This window comes from Chromohalobacter beijerinckii (assembly GCF_023061185.1).
Classification (GTDB): Bacteria; Pseudomonadota; Gammaproteobacteria; order Pseudomonadales; family Halomonadaceae; genus Chromohalobacter; species Chromohalobacter beijerinckii.
On record NZ_JAKGAK010000003.1, the window covers coordinates 88088 to 112005 of the forward strand.

27 protein-coding genes are annotated in these 23918 nt (G+C 63.1%); 18 read left to right on the forward strand and 9 right to left on the reverse strand.

Annotated elements, in window-relative coordinates:
* Positions 1-57: 57 nt before the first annotated feature.
* On the reverse strand, positions 58-453 hold the full coding sequence (locus L1075_RS03925; RefSeq protein ID WP_425531262.1) for an EAL domain-containing protein: 396 nt from the start codon (positions 451-453) through the stop codon (positions 58-60).
* Positions 454-560: 107 nt separating this feature from the next.
* Between L1075_RS03925 and L1075_RS03930 the strand changes: the two genes are divergently transcribed.
* Together L1075_RS03930 and L1075_RS03935 are read left to right on the forward strand one after the other, a co-directional pair.
* Positions 561-935: an MliC family protein gene (locus L1075_RS03930; protein WP_040242916.1), complete on the forward strand. Its 375-nt coding sequence runs from the start codon at positions 561-563 to the stop codon at positions 933-935.
* A gap of 51 nt (positions 936-986) precedes the next feature.
* On the forward strand, positions 987-1595 hold the full coding sequence (locus tag L1075_RS03935) for a LysE family translocator (RefSeq protein ID WP_075368308.1): 609 nt from the start codon (positions 987-989) through the stop codon (positions 1593-1595).
* A gap of 19 nt (positions 1596-1614) precedes the next feature.
* On the opposite strand, the gene L1075_RS03940 is transcribed toward L1075_RS03935, so the two are convergent.
* Positions 1615-3267, reverse strand: a complete 1653-nt coding sequence (locus L1075_RS03940) for an acyl-CoA dehydrogenase family protein (RefSeq protein WP_246940102.1) — start codon at positions 3265-3267, stop codon at positions 1615-1617.
* Positions 3268-3355: 88 nt separating this feature from the next.
* Positions 3356-3925 (reverse strand): TetR/AcrR family transcriptional regulator, encoded by a 570-nt coding sequence (locus L1075_RS03945; protein ID WP_040242912.1) that lies wholly within the window; start codon positions 3923-3925, stop codon positions 3356-3358.
* An 87-nt stretch (positions 3926-4012) separates the two neighbouring features.
* Between L1075_RS03945 and L1075_RS03950 the strand changes: the two genes are divergently transcribed.
* From L1075_RS03950 to L1075_RS03960, 3 genes are all read left to right on the forward strand, one after another.
* The gene (locus L1075_RS03950) at positions 4013-5245 is read left to right on the forward strand and encodes an MFS transporter (RefSeq protein ID WP_246940104.1); all 1233 of its coding nucleotides are present in this window, start codon (positions 4013-4015) and stop codon (positions 5243-5245) included.
* A gap of 121 nt (positions 5246-5366) precedes the next feature.
* Positions 5367-5924 (forward strand): NUDIX hydrolase, encoded by a 558-nt coding sequence (locus tag L1075_RS03955; protein WP_246940106.1) that lies wholly within the window; start codon positions 5367-5369, stop codon positions 5922-5924.
* A gap of 66 nt (positions 5925-5990) precedes the next feature.
* Positions 5991-6485: a glutathione peroxidase gene (locus L1075_RS03960; RefSeq protein WP_075368303.1), complete on the forward strand. Its 495-nt coding sequence runs from the start codon at positions 5991-5993 to the stop codon at positions 6483-6485.
* Positions 6486-6497: 12 nt separating this feature from the next.
* On the opposite strand, the gene L1075_RS03965 is transcribed toward L1075_RS03960, so the two are convergent.
* Positions 6498-6887 carry a DUF7079 family protein gene (locus L1075_RS03965; protein ID WP_246940108.1) on the reverse strand — a complete coding sequence of 130 codons (390 nt, stop codon included), beginning with the start codon at positions 6885-6887 and terminating at the stop codon, positions 6498-6500.
* A 185-nt stretch (positions 6888-7072) separates the two neighbouring features.
* On the opposite strand from L1075_RS03965, the gene fabV reads away from it, so the two are divergent.
* Genes fabV through L1075_RS03980 form a run of 3 tightly spaced genes read left to right on the forward strand, consistent with a single transcriptional unit; the run spans position 7073 to position 9916 of the window.
* Positions 7073-8278: an enoyl-ACP reductase FabV gene (gene fabV / locus L1075_RS03970; protein ID WP_246940110.1), complete on the forward strand. Its 1206-nt coding sequence runs from the start codon at positions 7073-7075 to the stop codon at positions 8276-8278.
* Positions 8275-8955 carry a DUF2959 family protein gene (locus tag L1075_RS03975; protein WP_246940112.1) on the forward strand — a complete coding sequence of 227 codons (681 nt, stop codon included), beginning with the start codon at positions 8275-8277 and terminating at the stop codon, positions 8953-8955. Before fabV ends, L1075_RS03975 begins: the two co-directional genes overlap by 4 nt.
* Entirely contained in the window at positions 8942-9916 is a 975-nt protein-coding gene (locus tag L1075_RS03980; protein ID WP_246940114.1) for a GlxA family transcriptional regulator, read from the forward strand. The genes L1075_RS03975 and L1075_RS03980 overlap by 14 nt, the downstream gene beginning before the upstream one ends.
* 19 nt (positions 9917-9935) lie before the next feature.
* On the opposite strand, the gene L1075_RS03985 is transcribed toward L1075_RS03980, so the two are convergent.
* On the reverse strand, positions 9936-11381 hold the full coding sequence (locus L1075_RS03985; RefSeq protein ID WP_246940116.1) for a M48 family metalloprotease: 1446 nt from the start codon (positions 11379-11381) through the stop codon (positions 9936-9938).
* Between the two features lie 143 nt (positions 11382-11524).
* On the opposite strand from L1075_RS03985, the gene L1075_RS03990 reads away from it, so the two are divergent.
* Together L1075_RS03990 and L1075_RS03995 are read left to right on the forward strand one after the other, a co-directional pair.
* Positions 11525-11776 carry a sulfurtransferase TusA family protein gene (locus L1075_RS03990; RefSeq protein WP_097022057.1) on the forward strand — a complete coding sequence of 84 codons (252 nt, stop codon included), beginning with the start codon at positions 11525-11527 and terminating at the stop codon, positions 11774-11776.
* Positions 11773-12864 carry an AI-2E family transporter gene (locus L1075_RS03995; protein WP_246940118.1) on the forward strand — a complete coding sequence of 364 codons (1092 nt, stop codon included), beginning with the start codon at positions 11773-11775 and terminating at the stop codon, positions 12862-12864. Before L1075_RS03990 ends, L1075_RS03995 begins: the two co-directional genes overlap by 4 nt.
* On the opposite strand, the gene L1075_RS04000 is transcribed toward L1075_RS03995, so the two are convergent.
* Positions 12865-13341, reverse strand: coding sequence for a peroxiredoxin (locus L1075_RS04000; protein ID WP_097022055.1), 477 nt, complete (start codon positions 13339-13341; stop codon positions 12865-12867).
* A 260-nt stretch (positions 13342-13601) separates the two neighbouring features.
* Between L1075_RS04000 and dapA the strand changes: the two genes are divergently transcribed.
* The 4 genes from dapA to purC all read left to right on the forward strand — a co-directional run bounded on the left by dapA (position 13602) and on the right by purC (position 17175).
* Positions 13602-14486 carry a 4-hydroxy-tetrahydrodipicolinate synthase gene (gene dapA / locus L1075_RS04005; protein ID WP_246940120.1) on the forward strand — a complete coding sequence of 295 codons (885 nt, stop codon included), beginning with the start codon at positions 13602-13604 and terminating at the stop codon, positions 14484-14486.
* Between the two features lie 89 nt (positions 14487-14575).
* Positions 14576-15526 carry an outer membrane protein assembly factor BamC gene (locus L1075_RS04010; protein ID WP_246940123.1) on the forward strand — a complete coding sequence of 317 codons (951 nt, stop codon included), beginning with the start codon at positions 14576-14578 and terminating at the stop codon, positions 15524-15526.
* A 13-nt stretch (positions 15527-15539) separates the two neighbouring features.
* Positions 15540-16331, forward strand: a complete 792-nt coding sequence (locus L1075_RS04015; protein ID WP_246940126.1) for an MBL fold metallo-hydrolase — start codon at positions 15540-15542, stop codon at positions 16329-16331.
* Between the two features lie 133 nt (positions 16332-16464).
* Positions 16465-17175, forward strand: coding sequence for a phosphoribosylaminoimidazolesuccinocarboxamide synthase (gene purC, locus L1075_RS04020; RefSeq protein WP_246895499.1), 711 nt, complete (start codon positions 16465-16467; stop codon positions 17173-17175).
* Between the two features lie 56 nt (positions 17176-17231).
* On the opposite strand, the gene tsaA is transcribed toward purC, so the two are convergent.
* On the reverse strand, positions 17232-17990 hold the full coding sequence (gene tsaA, locus L1075_RS04025) for a tRNA (N6-threonylcarbamoyladenosine(37)-N6)-methyltransferase TrmO (RefSeq protein ID WP_246895520.1): 759 nt from the start codon (positions 17988-17990) through the stop codon (positions 17232-17234).
* Positions 17991-18136: 146 nt separating this feature from the next.
* Between tsaA and L1075_RS04030 the strand changes: the two genes are divergently transcribed.
* Positions 18137-18616 carry a GNAT family N-acetyltransferase gene (locus tag L1075_RS04030; RefSeq protein WP_040242894.1) on the forward strand — a complete coding sequence of 160 codons (480 nt, stop codon included), beginning with the start codon at positions 18137-18139 and terminating at the stop codon, positions 18614-18616.
* A 92-nt stretch (positions 18617-18708) separates the two neighbouring features.
* On the opposite strand, the gene L1075_RS04035 is transcribed toward L1075_RS04030, so the two are convergent.
* Positions 18709-19326 carry a class I SAM-dependent methyltransferase gene (locus L1075_RS04035; RefSeq protein ID WP_040243309.1) on the reverse strand — a complete coding sequence of 206 codons (618 nt, stop codon included), beginning with the start codon at positions 19324-19326 and terminating at the stop codon, positions 18709-18711.
* Positions 19327-19449: 123 nt separating this feature from the next.
* Positions 19450-20244 carry an SDR family NAD(P)-dependent oxidoreductase gene (locus L1075_RS04040; protein ID WP_246895501.1) on the reverse strand — a complete coding sequence of 265 codons (795 nt, stop codon included), beginning with the start codon at positions 20242-20244 and terminating at the stop codon, positions 19450-19452.
* 219 nt (positions 20245-20463) lie between these two features.
* Here L1075_RS04040 and L1075_RS04045 point away from each other — a divergent pair, with 219 nt between their 5' ends.
* From L1075_RS04045 to astA, 3 genes are read left to right on the forward strand one after another with little or no spacing between them, the layout of a single operon-like run.
* A complete protein-coding gene (locus L1075_RS04045) occupies positions 20464-21678 on the forward strand; it encodes an aspartate aminotransferase family protein (RefSeq protein ID WP_246940129.1) in 1215 nt (404 codons plus the stop codon).
* A 23-nt stretch (positions 21679-21701) separates the two neighbouring features.
* A complete protein-coding gene (locus L1075_RS04050) occupies positions 21702-22766 on the forward strand; it encodes an arginine N-succinyltransferase (RefSeq protein ID WP_040242891.1) in 1065 nt (354 codons plus the stop codon).
* Positions 22766-23782 carry an arginine N-succinyltransferase gene (gene astA, locus L1075_RS04055; protein ID WP_246940131.1) on the forward strand — a complete coding sequence of 339 codons (1017 nt, stop codon included), beginning with the start codon at positions 22766-22768 and terminating at the stop codon, positions 23780-23782. The genes L1075_RS04050 and astA overlap by 1 nt, the downstream gene beginning before the upstream one ends.
* Positions 23783-23918 lie beyond the last annotated feature (136 nt).

Below are 23918 nucleotides of genomic sequence, written 5' to 3' on the forward strand. Positions count from 1 at the left end.
AGGGTAGGAGAAGCACAGCGACCCCGGCATGCGTGTCGGGGTCGCTGCATTTAGGGGCTAGGAAGCCGCGAAGCCATGAATAGGGGGCAGTGCTTCGAACGCGGGACGCGCATAATAGAAGCCTTGGTGCTGCACGATGCCGGCCTCTTCATGGAGCCAGCGGGCTTCTTCCCGGCACTCGATGCCTTCGGCCACGAGGTCGATTTCCAATTGCCTGGCAATATCGACGACCGCCTTGAGCAGTACCTGGCGGCGTGTGTCTTGATGGCAATCCATGACCAGTGCGCGGTCGATCTTGAGCTTGTCGGGACGTAGGTCGACGAGCAGGTCGAGATTGGCGTGGCCTTTGCCGAGATCGTCCAGGGCGGTGGTAAACCCCATCTGGCGATAGGTGTCGATGATATTGTGCAGGTGGGCGCGGCACGCGTCGTTTAAGGTTAGGATGTCTGCGATATTATTGTACGATCATAAATTAGCTGCGATACGCCTTCGAGCACGTCGCGTCGTATTGCGCTTCCATCATGATATTCCTGGATAAAGATCCTGGATAAGGAGTTCCGATGAAATCTGTGAGTCTTACCCTGTTGGCGCTAGCGACCTTGATGACAGGGTGCGCCATGCAAGGTGGCGATGCCGATCGCGTCGATCAGCATACCCAGATTTACCAATGTGAGGGGGAGACATCGCTGTCGGTGACCTATTTCCAATATGACGCCGATACTGACCGCGCCATGCTGAGCTACGGTCACGACTCCATCCCCATGCACCAAATCGCCTCGGGCTCCGGCGCGCGCTATGCCAGCGACGACGAACAGCTCGCTTACGTCTGGCACACCAAAGGCGACAACGGCATGTTGTATCGCGAGAACGACGAGGGTGAACGCAACGTCATCGAGCGCGACTGTCAGGGTCGCATGAAGGACGCCGACCGCTAAGTTGAGCGCTGATTTTAAGTTGTACGCTCATTTCATGACGGGGCCTGTGCGATGTCATTGAGTTTATGGCTGTCGCTGGCGGCCGTCTGCGCCATGGGGGCGATGTCGCCGGGGCCGAGCCTGGCGATGGTGCTGCGCCATACATTAGGCGGCGGGCGCGTACCGGGTGTCGTCGCGAGCGTTTGCCACGCGGCGGGCGTAGGCTTCTACGCGGCGCTGACCGTGTGGGGTTTGGGCGCGGTCATCGTGCATCAGCCGGTATTGTTCAAGGCCATCACCTGGGGCGGGGCGGCCTATCTGGCCTGGCTTGGCGTGAAGGCGTTGCGCGCTGGCAGGGGCGGCGCCTTGGAAACAGGCGGTGTGGCGAGCCGGCCTGGGGTGGCTGCGCGGGACGGCGTATTGGTGGCGTTGGCCAATCCCAAGCTGATTCTGTTCTTCGTGGCCTTGTTGAGCCAGTTCGTCAGCGCCGACATGGGCGCGGGGGCCAAGGCGATGATCGTGGCGACCGCGTCACTGATCGATGCCGGCTGGTACGTGCTGGTGGCGCTGGCGCTCTCGCATTCGGCGGTTTTGCCCTGGCTTCAGGCGCGTGCGCATTGGATCAATCGGGCGACGGGCGTCCTGCTGTTGGGGCTGGCGCTGCGCATCGTCATCGGTTGATGGGCCGTTGAAACTGCTGTCAGGTCTCGATTCGCTCAAGAATGGCGTCCAGCGGTGCGTGTGACGGCAAGACACCGAACAGCGGCGAAGCCTCCTCACCGAGGCGGGCAGCACAAAAGATCTCACCGATGGCGATGGGCGCATGACGCAATAGCAATGCGGCCTGTAGGCATTGTGCGAGGCGCTGGGTCAACCAGCGCGCCTGCGCTTCCAGTACGTCCGGCGTGGCCTTGAGGCATCGTTCGAGGGCCTCGAGCGCCCGGTCAAAATCGGGATGCGCGCCGCGTGCCAGAGCGAGCTCCTGGCGCAGGGCGGCGATGCTTTCCGGATGGCGGGCCAGTACGCGCATCACGTCCAGGCACATGACATTGCCCGAGCCTTCCCATATCGAATTCACCGGCGCCTCGCGGTAAAGCCGCGCGAGCGGCGCCTCCTCGACGTAGCCGATACCGCCGAGACATTCCATGGCTTCAGCCATGAACGCTGGACCACGCTTGTTGTGCCAGAACTTGGCCAGCGCGGGGAGCAGGCGCGCCAGGGCGTGCTCATGCGGGTCTCGGGAGGCGCCATCGAAGGCGCGCGCCGTGCGTAGGCAGAGTGCCAGGCTGGCCTCGGTTTCCAGCGCCAGGTCGGCGATCACGCGCTGCATCAGCGGCTGGTCGGCGAGGCGTTTACCGAACGCTTCGCGGCCCTGAACGTGGCGCCAGACTTCGAGCGTCGCCTGGCGCATCATGCCGGCGGGTGCAGTGGCGGCATCGAGCCGGGTCTGCTGGACCATCTCGAGAATGGTGGCGACGCCGCGCCCTGGCTCGCCGATAGGGTGCGCCCAGGCATCGGCATACTCGATTTCCGCAGAGGCGTTGGCGCGGTTGCCGCACTTGTCCTTGAGGCGCTGTAGCTGAATGCCATTGCGTTCGCCATCGGGGCGAAAGCGTGGCACCAGGAAGCAACCGAGGCCGGCGTCGTCTTGTGCGAGGGTCAGGAAGGCATCCGACATCGGGGCGCTACAGAACCACTTATGGCCGGTGAGGCGTACGCTGCCATCCGACTGGTGTGTCGCGTGGGTGGTGTTGCGGCGCACGTCGCTGCCGCCTTGTTTCTCGGTCATCGCCATGCCGAAGGTTGCCGCGCGCTTGTCGTCGGCGGGCAGGGCGCGAGGGTCGTAGTCGTTTGCCAGCAGGCGCGGCCCCCATGTCTCGAGTATGGCGCTGTCGTGGCGTAGCACCGGATACGCGGCGTGGGTCATGGTGATCGGGCAGCAGAATCCCGGCTCGACTTGGGTCAAGAGATACAGCGCGGCGATATGCGCTTGATGACCGCCGTTGCCTTCATGTTCCCAGGCCACCGCCTGCCAGCCGCCATCGCAGGCGAGATGCATCAAGCGATGATAGGCCTCGGTGTAGTGCACTTCGTCGAGCCTGCGCCCGTGCCGGTCGAACAAACGTAGCTCGGGAGGATGGCGATTGGCCTCGTCGGCGATGGCTTGCCAGGTATCACGCCCGGCCTCGCGGGCGAGTGGGGCAAGGCGCGTCGCGACCCAAGCCGGGGCTTCGCGGGCCAGAGTCTCACGCAGGGCGATGTCCTCTGCCAGGAGGTCATGGTCGCCACCGAGCAACGGCTGGTTGGTGACCTCGTGCGTAGCGAGATGAGTGCGAGCGGCATGATCGGCCATGGAAGCGACTCCTGAAGACGGCAAGGGGATGCGTCGTGCTTCGAGCATGGCCAGACGTGATACCGGGGTCAATGCGACCCTGGTGGGGTTAGTCGGGCGAGTCGGCGCTTGGCAGCGTCTGCGCGATCCAGCGACTGAGGCGCGCGGGCGTCGCCGTATCGAGGTCGTAGAGTAGCCGGTACGTCATCGGCGCGATCACGCCGTCCATCAAGTCCTCGACCGATGGCGTGGCTTCGCCGCGCTTCACGGCACGTTCACGCAAGCACGCCATGATCGTTTCACTGTAACGGTAGCAGCGTTCACGTCGTTCACGTTCGGCGCTGGCCATGATATCGCTGAGCATGCACTGGCCGGGTAGCGAGGTCATCTCGTCGAGATATTGCTCGCCCCAAGCCTGTAGGTCGCCCGCCAAGGAACCGGTCTGCGGCGGTTCGTCGTCGGGGCGCAGGCGCTCGAGGGACACGTCTGCCAGCAGCTCGGCAAGATTCCCCCAGCGACGATAGATCGTCGACGGCGTCACGCCGGCCTTGTTCGCGATCTGGGGCACGCTGAGTTCTTCGCGGGATTTGGTGATCTGCAGCTCGCGGACCGCGTGATGCACGGCTTCTTGCACCCGCGCGCTGCGTCCCCCGGGACGAACGGCTTCTTTGATGGCCATGGTCACCTAACGCAAAATATTTGCTTTATGAGCCTGCTAAGTTCAGACTGCGACTAAAGCATAATCTTAGCATTAATGGACTTCATCATGACACCGCCTTCATCTACGGGTACGACGGATGCTTACCCGGCGCCGCGCCTCGGGCAACTGACGTATTACGCCATCCTGATGATCACCTTCCTGGCGGCATCCAGCGCTCCGACGCCGCTTTATCGCCTCTATCAAACGACGTGGCACTTCTCGGCAACGATGCTCACACTGGTGTTTGCCAGCTACGTGTTCGCCTTGCTGGTGGCGTTACTGGTGTCCGGATCGTTGTCGGATCATATCGGCCGGCGGCCAGTGGTGGCGGGTGCGATCGTGGGCGAAATCCTATCGCTGGGAGTGTTCTTCTGGGCCGATAGCCTGGCGTGGCTCATGCTGGCGCGTATTCTGCAGGGCATCGCCACCGGTGTCGTGACCAGCGCGCTGGCGGCGGCCATGCTCGATAGCGACCACCAGCGTGGACCCGTCATGGCGAGTATCGCGCCGCTCTTCGGTATGGGCATCGGCGCCCTGATTGCAGGCATCTTGGTAACGTATGCGCCCGCGCCGCTGCACCTGGTGTACGCACTCTTGGCCGTGGTTCTGGTGGTTCAAGGCCTGCTGCTAGGGCGCATCCGCGAGAGCGTGACGCCGCGCCCGGGCGCATGGGCCTCGTTGCGGCCACGTGCCTATATACCGCCGCCTGTCCGAGGGCCGCTGATGCGCGTGGTGTCGGCAGTGATTTCGTCCTGGGCGCTAGGCGGCTTCTCGCTGTCGCTGGGCCCCACGCTGGTGGAGACCGTCAGCGGTATCCATAACCCGCTGATCGGTTGTCTGATTACGTTCCTGCTGCCCTGCGTGGGTGCCATCAGTGTGTTGACGCTGCGGGCCAAGCCGCCTCGTGTGGCCGTGCTGATCGGTACGGGCTGCTTGATCGTCGGCATGAGCGTGCTGTTGTTAGGTGTGTATTGGCGCAGCGTAGCGGTGCTGTTGAGCGGCACAGCCTTTGCGGGGATCGGCTTCGGCGCGGCGTTCATGGGAGCCATGCGTACGGTGATGCCTTTGGCTCCGCCCTCCGAGCGCTCGGCGTTGATGGCGGCGTTCTACGTCATTTGCTATTTGTCTGCCAGCCTTTTGGCCATGGTCGGCGGCGTGGCGACACAGCACATGGGGCTGCTGCCGACGACATACGTGTATGGCGGTGTCGTGGCGGCGTTGTCGCTCGCCGCCTTCATCGGTGCGCTGACACAGCGCGCGACGCCACGACGTTGCCAAGCCTGCGATAGCCCCGCTTGAGGTGTGCCTCCACGCGTCTGGGGTAGGCCTTTTACATGTTCATTAGTGTATTCGACATGACGCGATGCCCGGCCTCTGGCATGCTGAGTTCTTTACGCATCGACACGTCACAGGACACACCATGGTCACGCTGTCGTCTTCCGCAACACCAGGGGCGCTACCCGAGCCGGTCATCAAGGATGAGCGCATCCAACTAGTCGATGCCCACAATCGCCCCTGCGGCAGCGCCTCGCGTCGGCTGATGCGGCGCTTTCGCTTCTGGCACCGCGCGACGTACGTGTTCGTGCGCAATGGTCGAGGCGAGCTATGCGTGCAGCGCCGCACACTGACCAAAGAAGTTTTCCCCGGCTATCATGATTTGGCCACCGGTAGCGTGGTCGGTGCGGGAGAAGCGGAGCATGTCGCTGCGCGTCGTGAGCTGGCCGAAGAGCTCGGCATCGAAGGCGTGTCGTTGACGCCGTGTTTCACGTTTCGTTATACCGATGGCGGTAACTTCATTCATGGCAGTGCCTTCTTGGCCGATTACGATGGGCCGCTGGTCCTGCAGGAGGATGAAGTCGCCGACGCCACCTGGTTGACGGTGGAGGCCGCGCTGGCTTTGGAAGACGCCACGCCGGATAGTCGCGTCGCGCTGGAACGCATGCTCGCCCAAGGCTGGTTGATGGCACGGGACGATTGAAGCCCTGCCGCAGGCGGACGACAATGAATGAGGTATCCCCGACGATGAACGCAATGCGCGACCGCCATGACGCTATATAGCCAGGATTGCCATACCAACCGGATGGAGCCCTTCAATCTGCGCGCACTGCGCGGGCAAGTGCTGTTGATCGTCAATGTCGCCAGCCGCTGCGGTTATACGCCGCAACTCAAGGAACTCGAGTGGCTGTATCGCCGTTATCACGACCAAGGTTTCACCGTGCTGGCGTTTCCCTGCAATCAATTCGGTCGCCAGACGCCGGAGTCGGCCGAGGGGTTCGGCGCCTTCTGCATGCGTGAATATCGGGTCAGTTTTCCGGTGATGGAAAAGGTTCACGTCAACGGGCGCGATGCCCATCCGCTATTCGTGTTGCTGCGCCGCCAGGCGCCGGGCGTGCTGGGCAGCACCCCCATCAAGTGGAACTTCACCAAGTTCCTGGTGGGGCGCGATGGTCATGTGATTCGGCGTTTCGCACCGCGCGTCTCGCCGCGCAGCATGGCGGCGGATATCGAGCGGGCACTGGACATTCCGTTCTCGGCATGACGCTTGTACGGCTCATGGCGAGGTTGCATGCAGACGTTCGATCAAGATGTCGAAACGCGGCCGGCTCATCATCGTGGTCAACCCGGAAAACAGCAGCCAAAAGCCCTTGCGCCAGCCATGCAAGCGACGCGTGTGGCGTGCCAGGTCGAGCAGCAGGCGGTCCTCGTCGAAGGCGCGCCATTCGCCGGCCACCGACATTTGGCGACGCGACATGACCGGCGCCATTTCTAGCCGATAGATCATTTCCAGCTCCTGAGGGGTATGGCCTTGTGTCTCGACCACCTCGAGCATGCGGAGATATTCGCGTTCCCGGGGCTCGCGCTCGAGCCAAAGGGGCGAGAGCGCTAGCCACAGGGCGCCACGGCGTTCCAATAGGGTTTCAAGCTCGTTGGGGTCGTGCATGTTTTTGGGCCTTCGCTGTGAGGGGGCATCTTCGGCCACTCGTCCATGACGAGCAAGGGGGTGCGGACATGGACGCCATCACCCGCTAGAATGCCCCACAATAAAGAAACCGTGCATTGGCGCGTGTTTCCCCGTGGCGGTTCCAACCGCGATCAACGAATGACGTCAGCAAAGAGGTTTCCTCTGTGATCATCAAACCCAAGGTTCGTGGCTTCATCTGCACTACGACGCATCCCAAGGGCTGCGAGCGCAATGTCGCCGAGCAGATTGCCACCACGCGTGCGAACATTCCGCCAAGCGAACAGGAAAACGGCCCGAAGAAGGTGTTGGTGATCGGCGCTTCCAGCGGCTATGGCCTGGCCGCGCGTGTCACCGCGGCCTTCGGTTACGGGGCGTCGACCCTCGGGGTTTTCTACGAGAAGCCGGGCACCGAGAAGAAGCCGGGAACGGCGGGGTGGTACAACTCGGCGGCGTTTGACAAGTTCGCCAAGGAAGAAGGCCTTTACAGCAAGGCGATCAATGGCGATGCCTTCTCGCACGAGGCGCGCACCAAGGCCATCGACTTGATCAAGCAGGACTTGGGTCAGATCGATCTGGTGGTGTACTCGCTGGCCTCGCCGGTACGCAAGATGCCCGATAGCGGCGAACTCAAGCGTTCCGCCCTCAAGCCCATCGGCGAGACCTATACCGCCACGGCCATCGATACCAACAAGGATGCCATCACCGAGGCTTCCGTAGAGCCGGCCACCGAGCAGGAGATCGCCGATACCATCACCGTCATGGGCGGCGAGGACTGGGAACTCTGGATCGATGCGCTGGACGAGGCGGGCGTGTTGGCGCCGGGCGCTCGCAGTGTGGCGTTCAGCTATATCGGCACCGAGATTACCTGGCCGATCTACTGGCATGGCGCGCTGGGCAAGGCCAAGGAAGACCTGGACCGCGCCGCCGGTGAAATCGACGCGCGTCTGTCCAAGGAAGGGGGCAGCGCCAATGTGGCGGTGCTCAAGTCGGTGGTGACTCAGGCCAGCGCGGCGATCCCGGTGATGCCGCTTTATATCTCGATGGTCTACAAGATCATGAAAGAGAAGGGCCTGCACGAGGGCACCATCGATCAGCTCAATCGCCTGTATGCCGAGCGTCTCTATTCATCTCAAGAGCCGGATACCGATGAAGCGGGGCGCCTGCGTCTCGACGATTGGGAGCTGCGCGACGACGTGCAGCAGCCGTGCAAGGAGCTATGGTCGCAGGTGACCACCGACAATCTCTTCACGCTGACCGACTACGCTGGCTACAAGCACGACTTTCTCAAGCTGTTCGGCTTCGAGCGCGAAGATGTCGATTACGAGGCGGACGTCGACCCCGTGGCGGAGTTCGACGTCGTGCAACTGTGATCGTCGCGTCCGAGCGCCTTTCCCGCGCGTTGCGCTGGGGGCTGTGTGTCGTGTTGCTGGGCCTGCTCGCTGGGTGTCAGAGCTCACCGTATTACACCTCGATGGAGCGCCTTGGCGTGTCGCGCGGCGAGGTGCTGGCGGAGCGCGTCGACGCCGCCCGGCAGGCTCAGCAACGTGCCCGGGAGGCACTGGACAGCGCCTTGTCGCGCCTGGAGCTGGCGCTTTCCGCCTCGCCGAGTACCTTCTCACGTGAGCGCGAGGCACTGACGCATGCGCTTGATGAAAGCGACGACGCGCAGCGCGACCTGGTCTGGCGGCTCGATGACGCCGACGAGGCGGCCGAGGCGGTATTCACCGAATGGCGCGAGGAGCTCGACGATTACCACGATGAGCGTTATCGCAAACTCAGCGAGCGGCAATTGGCCGAGTCCCGAGAACGCTATGAAGACATCCGCCAGGCGCTTGCCACCTCGCGCGAGCAGATGCGGCCGCTGACGGAGACGCTCAACGATACCGCGCTGCTGCTCGAGCACGAGGAAAAGGCTCGCGATCTGGCCTCACTGGGTGATCGGATGCCCGATATGCGCGACGCGCTGGACGAGCTCGCCACGCGTGCCGCGCATATCGACCGCGAGACGGATGCGCTGGTGGAGGCGCTGCTCGATGTCAGGGAGTGAAGAGCGCCGCGATGCACCCCGCCAGGTGGGGTTTTTGCTGTTGCCGGGATTTTCGCTGCTGGCGCAGGCCTGCGCCATGGAGCCGTTGCACGTCGCTAACTTGCTGGCCGAGCGTCGGCTCTATGTGCCACGGACCTTCGGGCTCGATGGGCGCGCGGTGAAAAGCGCTGCGGAGTTGGCGTTGACGCCGGAAAGCGTGGCAGGCAGCGATATCCAGCGTTTGGATATGCTCATGGTGTGCGGCGTGAGTTCGTCGCCAGCGAGCGAATCCCCCGACTTGCATGGCTGGCTGCAACGGCTGGCGTCACGCGGGGTCATGCTGGGCGGTATTGCCGGCGGTACCCAGGTGCTGGCACGCGCTGGCGTACTGGAGGGCTATCGGGTCACGTTGCACGTCGCCGGGGCCGATGCCTTCACGCGGGACTTTCCCGGCGTGCATGTCTCGCATCAGCTGTTCGAGATCGACCGTGATCGCTTGACCTGCGGGGGCGGCACGGCAGCGATGGACATGATGATGACGTTGATCGCGCAGCAGCATGGCGCGCGGCTGGCCGAGCGCGTCTCCGAGCACTTCGTCTGTGAGCGGATCCGCATGGCGGATGAGCCACAGCAAGTGCCGCTGCGCGCGCGTCTCTCGCACGCACCGCAGAGCCTGGTCGACGCGGTGACGCTGATGGAGTCGAACATCGAAGAGCCGCTGACCACCCACGAGCTGGCGGAACACCTGGGGATTTCTCGGCGGCAGTTGGAGCGATTGTTCAAGAAGTACCTGCAGGCGGTGCCTAGCCGTTACTACTTGGAGCTGCGTCTTCAGAAGGCCCGTCAGTTGCTGCGCGACAGCGAGCAGGCGGTCGGCGACATTGCCTTGTCCACGGGATTTTCCTCCGGGGCGCATTTCTCCACGGCGTACCGTAATCATTTCGGCATCAGCCCGCGCGACGAGCGCATACCGCGTCATTGACGGCAGTTTTCGTATACCGCTAGAAGTCTTGGAGTGCCCGTCGGTATCCCAGATAGGCCTTGCGGCGCTCGCCTAAGCGGCTGGCCATGGCGAAGTCGCCCTGATTGCGTGCCGTCTCTTCGGCGATGTCGAGCTGTTTGATGGCGCGGTCGATATGACCGGTCAGCTGCAATTGCTCGGCGCGGGCGAGCATACCCCACAGGTTGCGGTCGCTGCGCCCGGCGGCCTCGGCGAGCAGAGAGAAGACTTGCGGATCCTCGGGATATTGATCGCTCATGCGGCGCAAGATGTCGTATGCCTGGCGTGGGTCTTGCTGCAGCAGGACCTCTGCCTCGATGAGCTGCGCTGGGCGGTAGTCCGGTTGCAACCGCAGGATCCGCTGGGCGCGGGTCAATGCCACATCGCGCTGGCCGGCGTCGAATGCCACCTGGGCTGCGCTGGCCGGCAGCATCGAAAGATCCGGCTGTGCCGCGCTTAACTGGTCGATCGCGTCGAGTGCCTGTGCAGTATGACCGTTGTGGGCATCGATCAGCGCTTGCAGGTAGCGTATCGCTACGTCAGGAGCATCATCCTGACGTAGCTGGGTCATGGCCTGGTTGGGATTGTCGCGATTGAGCGCGAGCAGGGCGCGGGCGCGAATCAGGCTGAAGGCCGTGCTATCGTGCGGTTCGGGCGAGGGCATTTGGTCGGCGCGGGCCTGGGTATCGGCGATGCGGGCTTCGGTGACCGGGTGTGTGAGCAGAAATTCCGGCGGGTTGCCGCCCTGGAGGCTGGCCAGGCGTTGCATGGCGCGGAAGAGTTCGGGCATGGCCTGCGGATCGAAGCCGGCATCGGCCAGGGCCTCCAGCCCGACGCGGTCGGCTTCCTGCTCGAAGCGCCGAGAATAGGCAAGCTGATCCTGAATGAACGCCGCCTGCGAGCCGACCATGGTGGCCAGCCCTGCATCGCCAGCGCCGCCTGCAGCGAGGACCATGCCGACCAGCATGGCGCCCATGGTGGGTAGCTGTGTTTCTTCCACGCGCTGCATGCGGCGCGCGAAATGATGCTGTGACAGATGGCCGAGCTCGTGGGCGAGCACCGAGGCCAGCGCATCCTCGCTCTCGGTGAAGGTGAACAGGCCGCTGTTGACACCGACCACGCCACCCGGCACGGCGAAGGCATTGAGAAGTCGGCTATCGACCAGGGTGATGACAGTGTCGTCATGGACCCCCGTATGCGGTAACAGGCGTGCCACTAGTCCATGAATGTAATCCTGCGCGATGGGGTCTTGCCACTCGTCGGTCTGGGCGCGGAACTGGCGTAGCCAGGCACGCCCCAGACGGTGTTCTTCACCGCTCGAGACGGTGGCACTCGAGCCACCCAGCTCGGGAAGCCCATAATCGTTTTGTGCCACGGCATTCGACGCGAAGGCGCAAAATGTCAGGGCGAGGCATAGGACAGGAAGCAGCGTCCAGCGACGTGGCATGGGCATCCTCTTGAATGGCGCGACGGGGCGGATAGGCCGACGGCATGGTGCACGCCATGCTACCGTTGTCTTCGACATTGAACTGAGTGGCAAAGTGCCTTTAAATCGTTGCGTTTTCAACTACCGAACCGCTGGGGGCGCAGATGGCGTTGCAACCCGATCATATGCTCGACGCACGTGGCCTGCATTGTCCTTTGCCGCTACTCAAGGCCAAACAGGCCCTGTCGACGCTCGAAGTAGGGGCATTGCTCGAGGTTCAGGCGACCGATGTAGGGTCGTGGCAGGATTTCGAGACCTTTGCCGCGCAGGGGACGCACCGGCTCGAGGCGCGCGAAGAAAGAGACGGCGTCTACTTCTATTGGCTGCGCAAGGGTGAACGAGGAAGCACGGCATGACGATGAAAGGCCTCTTCAAGGGGTGGATGGAGCGCTACTTCTCGGATGAGGAGGCGGTCGTCTTGCTCATCGTGCTGGTGTTGGGCTTTGCCGCCGTCATCTGCCTGGGCCGGATGCTGGCGCCATTCTTTACGGCTCTGGTGCTGGCCTTTCTCCTGGAAGGCGTGGTCGCGTGGCTAGAGCGGCGCGGCTTGCCACGTCTGCTGTCGGTACTGGTCGTGTTCCTGATCTTTTTGGGCGCATTATTGGCGCTTGCCCTGGTAATCATGCCGCTGGTCTGGAACCAGATGGTGGAACTGGTGCAGGAGGCTCCGCGCATGTTCGCCAGTGGCCAAGCATGGCTGGATACCTTGCAGTCGCATTACCCGACCTTGATCACCCCTGATCAGGTCGAACGGTGGATCGCTACCGCCGGGCGCGAGGCGACCCAGCTCGGTCAGCGGGCGCTGACGCTGTCGCTGGCGTCGCTGGGCAATTTATTGGGAGTGATCGTCTATCTGGTATTGGTGCCGATCCTGGTGTTCTTCCTGCTCAAGGACCGCGAGCGCCTGACACTGTTCCTGCTGTCCCTACTACCCAATAAGCGTGTCCTGATGACGCGCATCTGGCATGAGATGGACGATCAGATCGCCAACTACATTCGCGGCAAGGCGATCGAGATCCTGATCGTGGGCGTGGTGGCCTTCATTACCTTCTGGGCGTTCGGGTTGCCTTATTCCACCTTGCTGGCACTGATCGTCGGCTTGTCAGTGCTGGTGCCGTACATCGGCGCGGCCGTGGCGACCTTGCCGGTGGCGGCCGTCGCGGGTTTTCACTTCGGCATCGGCGACCAACTCGCCTACGTACTGCTGGCCTATGCCGTGATTCAGGCGCTGGATGGCAACGTGCTGGTGCCGATCCTGTTTTCCGAGGCGGTCAACCTGCATCCGGTGTCGATCATCCTGGCGGTGCTGTTCTTCGGCGGTATCTGGGGCTTTTGGGGCGTATTCTTCGCGATCCCGCTGGCGACCTTGATCAAAGCGCTGGTGTACGCCTGGCCGCGCGGTGTGCGCGACCCAGGCCTGCGGTCTCCCCCGGCGGAGCAGTGATCAGGGGGCCGCATTGAGTTCGCGGGCGGCGTCGAGTACCTCCTCGACGTGGCCCTTGACCTTCACCTTGCGCCATTCGCGCGCCAGTTTGCCGTCAGTGTCGATCAGGAAGGTGCTGCGTTCTATCCCCAGGTGCTCTTTACCGTAGAGTTTCTTGAGTTTGATGACATCGAAGAGTTGGCATAATGCCTCGTCCTTGTCGGAAATCAGCTCGAAATTGAACCCTTGCTTGGCCTTGAAGTTCTCATGGGCACGCAGCCCGTCTCGCGAGACACCGAGAATGACGGTATTGGCGGCCTCGAAGTCGGCCTTATGGTCACGGAAGTCGCCCCCTTCGGTGGTGCAGCCCGGGGTACTGTCCTTGGGATAGAAATAGATCACGACCTGCCGGCCACGGTAATCGGAAAGTGTGATCTGCGTATCGCCCGTTGCGGGGGCGCTGAAATCGGGTACGTGCTGGCCGATGCTGACGCTCATGTAGGGTTCCTCGAGTACTGGCGTGAAAGGTGTCGTTGCCTGAACGTGGGCGGTTAAGATTACATTGCAGCCCGGCGCGCGTGTCAAAGCACGCCGCTTCTGTACAGGATGAAGCTGGCTGAGTACCATTTAACGTAGATCGACATCATGACAGGAAAGGCCGGTCCGGCGCTCGAAACGCCCGGTTGGCGATACGCGCATTTTTATCGCCCGCGCATGCCGGTGGCACGCTGGCCCGATTCACAGGAGAGCACTGCAGGATGATCACAGGCAGCATCGTCGCTTTGGCGACACCGATGAAGGCCAGTGGCGATATCGACTGGGAGGCGTTGCGTCGCCTGGTGGAGTTCCATCTCGACAACGGCACCGATGCCATCGTCGCGGCGGGCACCACCGGTGAGCCGACCACCATGTCGTTCGCCGAACATTTCGACGTCATCCGCTGCGTCGTCGAGGAAGTCGACGGCCGCGTGCCGGTGATCGCCGGTACCGGCGCCAACGCAACCTCGGAAGCCGTCGAGCTGGCGCGTTACGCACGCGAAGTAGGCGCGGACCTCTGCTTGTCGGTGGCCCCTTACTACAACAAGCCCACCCAGGAAGGGCTTTACCAGCATTTCAAGGCTGTCGCCGAGGGCGGCGGGTTGCCGGTCATTCTCTACAACGTGCCTGGCCGTACCTGCTCGGATATCTACAACGAGACCGTGTTCCGTCTCGCCGAGGTCGAGAACATCGTCGGACTCAAGGATGCCACCGGCAATCTCGAGCGTGCCGAGGAGTTGGTCGAGCGTCTCAAGGACACCGACTTCGCGCTTTATTCCGGCGACGATCCCACGGCGTGCGATTTCATGCTGATGGGTGGCCATGGCGATATCTCGGTGTGCGCCAACGTCGCGCCGCGCGCCATGCATGAGTTGTGTGAAGCCGCCGTTGCCGGCGATACCGAAAGAGCGCATCAGATCAATTCACGCCTCATGTCGCTGCATACTGCGCTGGGCGTCGAGGCTAACCCGATTCCGGTGAAGTGGGCGCTCAACCGCATGGGGCTGGCGGAGCAGGGCATCCGCCTGCCGATGACGTGGCTCTCCGACAAGTATCATTCCACGGTGAGTGAAGCGCTGCAGCTCGCGGGCGTGACCGAAGGCTGACCAACCGTCGAGAAGCGTTGAGGAGCCGGACGTTTATTGGCGTTAGCGGTACTCCTCGACGCCGATCAACGCATAAAGAAGGTGTATGCATGAAACCCGTCCTTAAATGGATGCCGCTGATCATCGGCGCCACTCTGATCGTAAGTGGCTGTGGCCGTTCCGGTTATTATTACGACCGCAACGCTGAATACGCCGATGCCGAGATGGTCGAGCCGGTGACGCTGCCGGATTCGCGCGACTCGTCACGGTACCAGAACGCCATGCCGGTGCCCGATGCCGAGAGTGATTTCGCGGCCACGGACGAAGACTTCGACGTACCGCGCCCACGCCCGTTGGCCTCTAGCCAGGAAGCCGAGGCGGCCTTCGTCGAATCCCGCGAGGCCGGCGACGAGCGTTGGTTAGTCGTCAATGCTGCTCCGGGGGGTGTCTGGCCGATGTTGCAGGGATTCGCATCTGCGCAGGGCACCAATGTCGAAAATGCCGATGTTGATAATGGACGTCTCGAGACCGGCCTGGGGACGTTGAGTGTCCGGCAGGGGTTGCGTGATGGCTCCAGCGAAGTGCGTTGTGAAGGCAGCAGCAACGAAGCTCGGTGCCTCGAAGCGTTGCAGCGCTATCTGAGCGACAACGTCGGTGACCAGGAAGGCGTGTCTCTGGCAGCGCAACCGCTGGCGAGCAATGAGCGCGTGCGCTTGTCGAACCACGATGGTGAGTGGCAGCTCGAACTGGCGCTGAATCTTGAGCGTGCCTGGCCGGAGCTGCGTTATCAGTTGGAGAACAACTTCGAGGACGAACGGGGCGCCCTGGTCGACCAGAACCGTAGTGCCGGTCAGTTCGTAATCGACTACACCGCCCGCGATGATGATTCCGGCTGGTTCGACTGGTTCGGCGGTGACGATGCAACCCAGCGCTATCGTCTCAATGTCAGCGCCAACGCTCGTGACACCACGCAGGTGCGTGTCAGTGACGAAGACGGCGGCTCAGTGGATTCGGGCGATGCCCGTGAAGTGCTCGACGCCGTGGCGGCGACCTTGCGCTGAGATGCCGGTTGGCATGACAGATCAGCCTCAGGCGTCGTCGGTCCTGCGTTTCGCATCGCTGGGTAGCGGCAGCAAGGGTAACGCCACCCTGGTCAGCGACGGTGAAACGCACGTGCTGGTGGATTGCGGTTTTGGCATGCGCGAGGCGGAGCGCCGTCTCGCGCAGTTCGGTCTGCATCCCCGCCAGCTCGACGCCGTGCTTCTCACTCATGAGCATGGCGATCACATTCGTGGCGTGGGGCCCTTGGCCCGGCGTTACGCGATACCGGTCTACTTGACCGCTGGCACCTGGTTGTCGGGGCGTCTGGGCGAAGTACCGCGCCATGAGTGGGTGGTGCCTCAGTCACGCTTCGCGATCAAGGGGCTGGAGATCGAGCCGGTGACGGTGCCGCATGATGCACGCGAGCCAGTGCAGTTCCGGTTTCGCGCCCATGGTCGCCATTTGGGCGTACTTACCGACCTCGGCCATCCCAGTGAACATGTCATCGATGCGTTCCGGGGCTGTGATGCGTTGATTCTCGAGTGCAATCACGATCGCCACATGCTCGATGTCGGCCCCTACCCGCCGCGCCTCAAACGGCGAGTAGGCGGTCACTGGGGGCACTTGGCCAATGTCCAGGCCGCTGAGCTCTTGACGCGGCTGGGGCTGGATCGCCTGCAGCGTATCGTGTGTTCGCATATCTCTGAAGAGAACAATCGCCCCGAACTGGCGCTGGAGGCGTTGACGCCGTTGTTGTCCGGCGATGAGTCGCGGCTGCTGGTATCGGCGCAGGAACACGGTTTCGCCTGGCAGAGCATCGCGTGAGTCGAGACCGTGCGTCGTTGGAAGTGTTTGGCAGTATAGAGACGCCTTGAATAGCCTTTGAATACGTCGCGGGTCGTGCGATCCGCGCTCAGACAAGAGCCAGAGGCCCCGCGTGGGCCATTGTGGAGACCCCATGGAAAAACGTGACGAGCTGTACGCGGGCAAGGCCAAGTCCGTCTACCGCACCGATGATCCGCAGCGTTTGATCCTGCACTTCCGCGACGACACCAGCGCCTTCGATGGCAAGAAGAAGGAGTCGCTGGCGCGCAAGGGCACGGTCAACAATAAGTTCAATGCCTTCATCATGGAAAAGCTCCAGGCGGCGGGCATTCCCACGCATTTCGAGACGCTGCTCTCCGACGACGAATGTGTGGTCAAGAACCTTGAGATGATTCCCGTCGAGTGCGTGGTGCGCAATGTCGCCGCGGGTGGGCTGGTACGCCGTCTCGGCGTCGAGGAAGGTCAGGCGCTGACGCCGCCGACCTTTGAGTTGTTCCTCAAGGACGACGCCAATGGCGACCCGATGATCAACGAGTCGCTGGCCGAGACGTTCGGCTGGGCGACGCCTGAACAACTGGCGACCATGAAAACGTTGACCTTCCAGGTCAATGACGTCCTCAAGCAGCTGTTTCTCGACGGCGATATGCTGCTGGTCGATTACAAGCTCGAGTTCGGTTTGTTCGACGGCCAGGTGACGCTGGGCGACGAGTTTTCGCCGGACGGCTGCCGCCTGTGGGACGCTAACACCCGCGAGAAGATGGACAAGGACCGCTTCCGCCAGGGGCTGGGCGGTGTCATCGAAGCCTATGAAGAAGTCGGGCGGCGGATCGGCATCACCTTCTGATTGCCGCGCATTGTCGACTTATGCCAGCGGGGCGCCCACGGGCGCCCCGCTGTCGTTCACGCGGGGGAAGACGCCACGACGATGTCTTCCACATGCATCGCGTCGATGCCGTTGGACGCACTCGGATGAAAGCGCACGTCCACATCGCGCAGGCGCACGCCATAGCGGCGCTCGGACGTGTTACGTGCGTTCTTGTGGTACGCGGGGCGCGGGTCCTGGGCCAATACCTGGCGTATCAGGTTGCGTAGCGAATCGCTGTCGTCGCGCGCTAACAGGGCCGTCTCGGCGGCGGCCGAGAACGTCACCGGTAGCGACGGCGGGGGCGCGGGGGCGAAGCCACTGCGTGCCTCGGGGAGCGCTTCGGCCCAGGCCAGATAGGGTTTGATGTCGAGCACCGGCGTGCCGTCGACGAGATCGTGCCCGCGCAGGTGAAGCGTCACGCCGTGGTGCGTCTCGATCTTCACTAGCTCGACCAGCGACAGCCCCAGGCGGTTGGGGCGATGGGTGCTGCGCGTGGCGAAAACGCCGTGCTTGGCATTGCCACCTAGACGCGGCGGGCGCACCAGCGGCGTCCAGCGCGTGGGGCTTTGGTGGAAGACGAAGGTCAGCCAAAGATGGCTGAACGCGTCCAGGCCGCGCACAGTGAGCGGATCGTCGAATGGTGGCGCAAGCGTTAGCGTCGCCCGCGCGGCACTGGCCAGTCCCGGTTGGCGTGGAATGCCGAACTTGTCCGGGTAGTCGCTGGCGATACGTCCGATGGGCGTGAGCGTGAAAGCCGTCGACGCCTCGGAATAAGGAAAATCATAGTCGGTCATCGTGGCATTATGCCCAATGCTGTCCCGTGCAGCGAGACATGCTGGCGTGGCATGCAGGCCTTGTGTAGGCTGCGCGATGCCCATCACCATGGTGGTCCGGGCGCTCGCGGAGCGTCCGCCAGGCATGCCATTTCCAGGAGGCAACGGTGACCGAACGAATCGTCTATCGCGAGGCTACGCCGCGTGATGCCGCCGATCAGGCGGAAGTGTTTCACCATGCCGTGATGCAGGGTGCCGCCGGTTATTACACGCTGGCGCAACGCGAGGCGTGGACCATGGCTTTGCCACGCGATGCCGAGGCCTGGGCGGCGCGCCAGGTGCTCTATCCCACGTTGGTGGCGGTCTGCGATGGGCGCTGCGTGGGATTCTGCGAGCTCGACCCCGGAGAAGGGCGCATCGAAACGCTTTATGTGTGGCCCTCGCTGGCCGGTCGAGGGATGGGCGGCCGCTTGCTGGAGCACGCCGAAGAGGAGATGCGTCAGCGTGGCGTGGCGTGCATGCGAATCGAGGCCAGCCTGGTGCTGGCGGATGCTCTGGTACGCCGTGACTGGCGTCACGAGGGGGAAGACTGGGTCGAGCGTGCCGGTGAGCGAATGCCCCGTGTTCGGCTCAGCAAGGCACTCTAAGCTTTTTGTTAAAAGCCGGCGTGTCTGATGAAAAGCCGGTGGGTCTGATGAGAAGTCGGTGGGTCTGATGAAAAGTCGGCGGGTCGCTCCGATTACGCCTTGCGGGCCAGCAGGGCGCGGAACAGCGAGCCCATCATCACCGGCGTGTCGTGTTCGACGATGAAGCCGGCGCCTTCCAGGAGCGGCCGTGCCTGACGCGTGATGTCGGTGGCCAGAAAGGAGGTCACCATATTGACCAGGCGCCTGCCCAGGCCGGCGGGGCGCGCATCGCTCTGGAACTTGTCCATCACGCACAATTGGCCGTCTTCCGCCAACACGCGGTGTGCCTCGCTCAGCCCGGCCTTGGGGTCGGGCATGACGGCGACGATCAAGTGCATCACGACCACATCGAAATGCGCATCGGGATAGGCCAGTCGCGCGGCATCCATCGTCGCGGCGATGACGTCCAGCCCGTGGCGATCGGCACGCGCCTCGAGACGCGCGATCATCACCGGCGAGATATCGATAGCATGCACTTCGATGTCGCGTGGCAGGCAGGGCAAATCGAGCCCCGTACCGGCGCCCACCAGCAGAACGCGCTGGCCCTGCCGCCAATGCACGGCCTCCAGCGCGAGGCGGCGCGCGCGTCGGAACGTCCGTGCGGCCACCAAGTCGTAGACCGGTGCGTAAAGCGAATAGCGCAGTCGGTTCCAGGCGGTCGTGTTGAGCATGACATGGCGCTCCGGCAAGGGCATAACGCCGTCTTAGCACGTTGCCGACGAGGCGTCCATGTAGAGATGGGGTCGTGACACGATGGCAACACGGCCCGGGGATGCCGGGCCGTGCGAGTGCGGTTACGCCATGCTGTCGACGATGCCGCCTTCTACGCGCAGTGGCGCGCCAGTGGTGGCGCTGGCTTGCGGTGATGCCGCGTAGACGCACATGTGGGCGACTTCCTCGGGAGTAGCGAGACGGCCGATGATCGAGCTGGGGCGGTTCTCCTTGACGAAGCGCGCTTCCATTTCCTCCTGGGACACGCCTTCCTGCTCGGCCATCTGGGCGATCATGTCGACCACGCCTTCGGAGCGTGTCGGCCCGGGCAGCACCGCGTTAACGGTCACCCCGGTGCCCGCCATTACCTTGGCCAGGCCGCGCGAAATCGACTGCACGGCGGACTTGGTCATCCCGTAATGAACCATCTCGGAGGGGATGTTCAGTGCCGATTCGCTGGACAGGAACTGGATACGGCCCCAACCGCGTGACTTCATGCCCTGGGCGTAATGGCGCGATAGCCGCACGCCGCTCATCACATTGACCTGGAAGAACTGCTCCCAAGTGTCATCGTCGATCTCGAAGAAATCCTGCGGTCCGAAGGTTCCCACGTTGTTGATCAGAATATCGGTATCCGCGCGTGCGTCGATCAGCGCCTGGCAGCCTTCGGCGCTTCCCAGGTCGGCGGCGACGCCGGACACCTGCGCGCCCGAGACCGCAGCTTTCAGGTCGCTCACCGCCGCGTCCACGCGTGCTTGAGTGCGGCCGGTGAGCGTGACCTCGGCGCCGGCCTCGGCCAGTCCTTGGGCGATGGCGAAGCCGATGCCGGCGGTGGAGCCGGTAACAATGGCGGATTTGCCGCTGAGATCGATCTGCATGGTGCGTCTCCTTGTAGCGCCTCGTGTGTCCTAGTTGGCTCTTCGCGTCATGGTGACGCGACCATGAGCCTGCAAATAAATGAGTCGGGGCGTAGACGCCAAAACTCAACCTCTTTTCATAATTCGTCGTCACATCGCTGAAAGACCCGATACCTCCCATCCTCGTATACTCAATGCCAACCTACCGTATTCGTTGACCCACCCAGGAGGACCGACACGATGTCCCAGTCACCGACCCGCGATGATTTCGACCGCTACATGGTACCCAACTATTCCCCGCAGCGGACCATCCCCGTGCGCGGCGAGGGTAGTCGTCTGTGGGACCAGGACGGGCGCGAATACATCGATTTCGCCGGCGGGATCGCGGTCAACGCGCTGGGGCATTGTCATCCCGCGCTGGTCTCGGCGCTCAAGTCGCAGGCCGACAAGCTCTGGCATCTGTCCAACGTCTACACCAACGAGCCGGCGTTGGCCCTGGCCAAGTCGCTGGTCGAGCGCACCTTCGCCGACAAGGCGTATTTCTGTTCGTCCGGCGGTGAAGCCAACGAGGCCGCCTTCAAGCTGGCCCGGCGCTGGGCGTACGACAATTTCGGTGCGCACAAGGACAAGATCGTCTCCTTCCGCCAGTCGTTCCATGGTCGGACCCTGTTTACCGTCAGCGTCGGCGGCCAGCCCAAGTATTCCGAAGGCTTCGGGCCGATCCCTGGGCGTATCGAGCATGCCGTGTACAACGACCTCGACAGCGTCCGCGCGCTGATCGACGACGAGACCTGTGCGGTGGTGGTCGAGCCGATGCAGGGCGAGGGCGGCGTGGTGCCGGCCGATCCCGACTTCCTGAGCGGCTTGCGCACGCTATGCGATGAGCATCAGGCGCTGTTGGTGTTCGACGAAGTGCAATGCGGTGTGGGCCGCAGTGGGCATCTCTATGCGTACATGCATTACGGTGTGACCCCCGACATCCTGACCAGCGCCAAGGCACTGGGCGGCGGTTTCCCGGTCGGCGCCATGCTGACCACTGATCGCGTGGCGCCGTCGTTGGCGGTGGGCACCCATGGCTCCACTTATGGTGGCAACCCATTGGCTTGCTCGGTGGCGCTGGCGGCGGTGGAAACCATCGATACGCCCGAGGTGCTGGAAGGCGTCATGCATCGCCATGCGCTGTTCAAGGAGCACCTCGAGGCGATCAATCGCGAATACGGCATCTTCAAGGAAGTACGCGGCCTGGGCCTTTTGCTCGGGGCCGAGATGGCACCGGCCTTCGAAGGACGTGCCAAGGAGCTCCTGCCGTTGGCCATGGAAGAAGGGCTGATGGCGTTGGTCGCCGGCCCCAACGTGCTGCGCATGGCCCCATCGCTGGTGATTTCAGAGGCGGAAGTCCGTGAAGGGATGGCTCGCCTGGAACGCGCCGTAGCGCGCTTCGTGCAGGACGCATGAACCCGCAACCGAGAGACATTGCCATGCTTGTCGTTCGCCCCGTTCAACCTCGCGACTTGCCGGCCCTGGAGCGCCTGGCGGGCAGTGCCACGCCGCGCCTGACCAATCTGCCGGCGCATCGCGACCGCCTCGAAGAGCGTATTGCACGCTCGACGCGGGCCCTGGCACGCGAGGTCGATTTTCCCGACGACGAGGCCTATACCTTCGTGCTTGAGGACCTCGAGCTTGGCGAGGTGGTGGGGACCGCCAGCATCCGCGCCCAGGCGGGCGCCATGGATGCCTACTACACCTATCGTCAGGAAACGCTGATTCACGCCTCGCAGCAACTCAACGTGCGCCGCGAGGTGCAGACTCTTTCGTTGTCGCATGAGACCTCCGAAACCACGCTGCTGTGCGCGCTGTCGTTGGACGCTCGTTACAAGGGCACCAGTGCCGAGAGCTTGTTGCGGCGTGCGCGGTTGATGTTCATCGCGCAATATCCCGAACGCTTTGCATCGATTTTGGCCGTGGCCTTTCCGGGGTATCTCGACGCCCAAGGCGAGTCGCCGTTCTGGAACAGCGTCGGGCGGCATTTCTTCGCCCGCGGCTTTCAGGAGATCAACCTGCTGGCGGGCGTGCGCTCTAAGAGTTTCATCGCCGAGGTGATGCCACAGTTCCCGCTGTATCTGCCCTTGCTCACGCCCCAGGCGCGTGCCGCCATCGGCCGCGAGCATCCCGATCACGAAGGCGCGCTCGAGGAAATGCTGGGTGAAGGCTTCGTGCGCTCGCGGCATGTGGATATCTTCGATGGCGGACCGGTAGTGCGCGGCGAGCGCGACCGCCTGCAGAGCGTACGCCAGGCCAGCTGGCATCCGGTGCGCTTGCGCCCCGGCAACGTGCTGCCGGATGCCGAACCGGCGTTGATCGCCAATCAGCAACTGGGCGACTTTCGCTGTCTGGTGGCGCGCTATGCGCTGTCTCCCACAGGGCAGTTGATGCTCACGCCCGAACATGCCGAGTTGCTGGGAGTCGAGGAAGGTCGCGCGGTTCTGGCTGCGCCATTGGCGTTGCCCACCGTCCTGGATGAGTTCGACGAGGGAGAAACCTGATGCGCATTCGACCCATCGAACGCCGCGATATCGACGAGCTGCAGGCTCTGGCTTGGCAGACCGGCGTAGGGTTTACCTCGCTGCCCGACAACCGCGACTTCCTCGCCGCCAAGATCGAACATGCGGTCAGTGCCTTCGAGGAGCGCAGCGCCATCGACGATCGGCTGTATTTCTTCGTTCTCGAAGACGACGTCAATGGCGAGCTGGCCGGATGTTGCGCCATCGAGGCGCAGGTCGGCCGCGAAGTGCCGTTTTACAATTACCGTCTGGGCACCCTGGCGCATTCGTCGGTGCAGCTCGATTTGCATCGCACCATCGATACGCTGTTTCTCAGCTCCGATCATACCGGCGATGCCGAAGTCTGCTCATTGTATCTGCGTCCCGAATACCGGCGTGATCGCAATGGCGCCTTGCTGTCCAAGGCGCGCTGGCTGTTCATCGCCGAGTTTCGCGATCGCTTCCCCGACAAGGTACTCGCCGAGATGCGCGGGCGTTTCGACGAGAACGGCACCAGTGCGTTCTGGGAGTGCCTGGGCAGCCACTTCTTTCCCATGAACTTCAACGAAGCCGACCGCCTGACTGGCCTCGGGCAGAAGAGCTTCATCGGCGAGTTGATGCCCAAGTTCCCGATCTACACGCCGTTTCTTTCCGAGGAAGCGCGCGCCTGCATCGGCGCAGTGCACGAACACACCCGTCCGGCGCTGGAAATGCTCAAGAAAGAAGGGCTGCGTTGGGAAGGCTACATCGACATCTTCGACGGCGGTCCCACGGTGGAGGCCTATATCGACGATGTACGCGCGGTGCGCGACTCGGCGTCCTATCCCGTGGAAATCGTTGACGAGGCCAGCAGTGTCGAACGCCCGACCTGGTTGGTGGCGACGGCCAATATTAGCGACTTCCGGTCCGCTTGGATCGGCCGCGGGCCCAGCGCAGACGGCGTGCTCACATTGACCGTGGATGAAGCCCGGCGTCTCGGCGTCGCTGCGGGTGACCGCTTGCGCCTGCTCGAGACGTAACCCGGCTGCGCCGGGCGTGAGAAGTCATAAGCTGTCAGCGACGGGCATCGGGCTTCGTGAAAAGGATGGCGAACTTTCAGCGTGGCCGAATACTGCTTTTCGTAGCTCGTAGCTCGTAGCTCGTAGCTCGTAGCTC

What these genes read in the sequence shown, in the direction of transcription:
- L1075_RS03930 (WP_040242916.1), top strand. Translation starts at nt 561, where the DNA reads ATGAAATCTGTGAGTCTTACCCTGTTGGCGCTAGCGACCTTGATGACA.
- L1075_RS03935 (WP_075368308.1), top strand. Translation starts at nt 987, where the DNA reads ATGTCATTGAGTTTATGGCTGTCGCTGGCGGCCGTCTGCGCCATGGGG.
- L1075_RS03940 (WP_246940102.1), bottom strand. Translation starts at nt 3,267, where the DNA reads ATGGCCGATCATGCCGCTCGCACTCATCTCGCTACGCACGAGGTCACC.
- L1075_RS03945 (WP_040242912.1), bottom strand. Translation starts at nt 3,925, where the DNA reads ATGGCCATCAAAGAAGCCGTTCGTCCCGGGGGACGCAGCGCGCGGGTG.
- L1075_RS03950 (WP_246940104.1), top strand. Translation starts at nt 4,013, where the DNA reads ATGACACCGCCTTCATCTACGGGTACGACGGATGCTTACCCGGCGCCG.
- L1075_RS03955 (WP_246940106.1), top strand. Translation starts at nt 5,367, where the DNA reads ATGGTCACGCTGTCGTCTTCCGCAACACCAGGGGCGCTACCCGAGCCG.
- L1075_RS03960 (WP_075368303.1), top strand. Translation starts at nt 5,991, where the DNA reads ATGACGCTATATAGCCAGGATTGCCATACCAACCGGATGGAGCCCTTC.
- L1075_RS03965 (WP_246940108.1), bottom strand. Translation starts at nt 6,887, where the DNA reads ATGCACGACCCCAACGAGCTTGAAACCCTATTGGAACGCCGTGGCGCC.
- L1075_RS03980 (WP_246940114.1), top strand. Translation starts at nt 8,942, where the DNA reads ATGTCAGGGAGTGAAGAGCGCCGCGATGCACCCCGCCAGGTGGGGTTT.
- L1075_RS03985 (WP_246940116.1), bottom strand. Translation starts at nt 11,381, where the DNA reads ATGCCACGTCGCTGGACGCTGCTTCCTGTCCTATGCCTCGCCCTGACA.
- L1075_RS03990 (WP_097022057.1), top strand. Translation starts at nt 11,525, where the DNA reads ATGGCGTTGCAACCCGATCATATGCTCGACGCACGTGGCCTGCATTGT.
- L1075_RS03995 (WP_246940118.1), top strand. Translation starts at nt 11,773, where the DNA reads ATGACGATGAAAGGCCTCTTCAAGGGGTGGATGGAGCGCTACTTCTCG.
- L1075_RS04000 (WP_097022055.1), bottom strand. Translation starts at nt 13,341, where the DNA reads ATGAGCGTCAGCATCGGCCAGCACGTACCCGATTTCAGCGCCCCCGCA.
- dapA (WP_246940120.1), top strand. Translation starts at nt 13,602, where the DNA reads ATGATCACAGGCAGCATCGTCGCTTTGGCGACACCGATGAAGGCCAGT.
- L1075_RS04010 (WP_246940123.1), top strand. Translation starts at nt 14,576, where the DNA reads ATGAAACCCGTCCTTAAATGGATGCCGCTGATCATCGGCGCCACTCTG.
- L1075_RS04015 (WP_246940126.1), top strand. Translation starts at nt 15,540, where the DNA reads ATGACAGATCAGCCTCAGGCGTCGTCGGTCCTGCGTTTCGCATCGCTG.
- purC (WP_246895499.1), top strand. Translation starts at nt 16,465, where the DNA reads ATGGAAAAACGTGACGAGCTGTACGCGGGCAAGGCCAAGTCCGTCTAC.
- tsaA (WP_246895520.1), bottom strand. Translation starts at nt 17,990, where the DNA reads ATGACCGACTATGATTTTCCTTATTCCGAGGCGTCGACGGCTTTCACG.
- L1075_RS04035 (WP_040243309.1), bottom strand. Translation starts at nt 19,326, where the DNA reads ATGCTCAACACGACCGCCTGGAACCGACTGCGCTATTCGCTTTACGCA.
- L1075_RS04040 (WP_246895501.1), bottom strand. Translation starts at nt 20,244, where the DNA reads ATGCAGATCGATCTCAGCGGCAAATCCGCCATTGTTACCGGCTCCACC.
- L1075_RS04045 (WP_246940129.1), top strand. Translation starts at nt 20,464, where the DNA reads ATGTCCCAGTCACCGACCCGCGATGATTTCGACCGCTACATGGTACCC.
- L1075_RS04050 (WP_040242891.1), top strand. Translation starts at nt 21,702, where the DNA reads ATGCTTGTCGTTCGCCCCGTTCAACCTCGCGACTTGCCGGCCCTGGAG.
- astA (WP_246940131.1), top strand. Translation starts at nt 22,766, where the DNA reads ATGCGCATTCGACCCATCGAACGCCGCGATATCGACGAGCTGCAGGCT.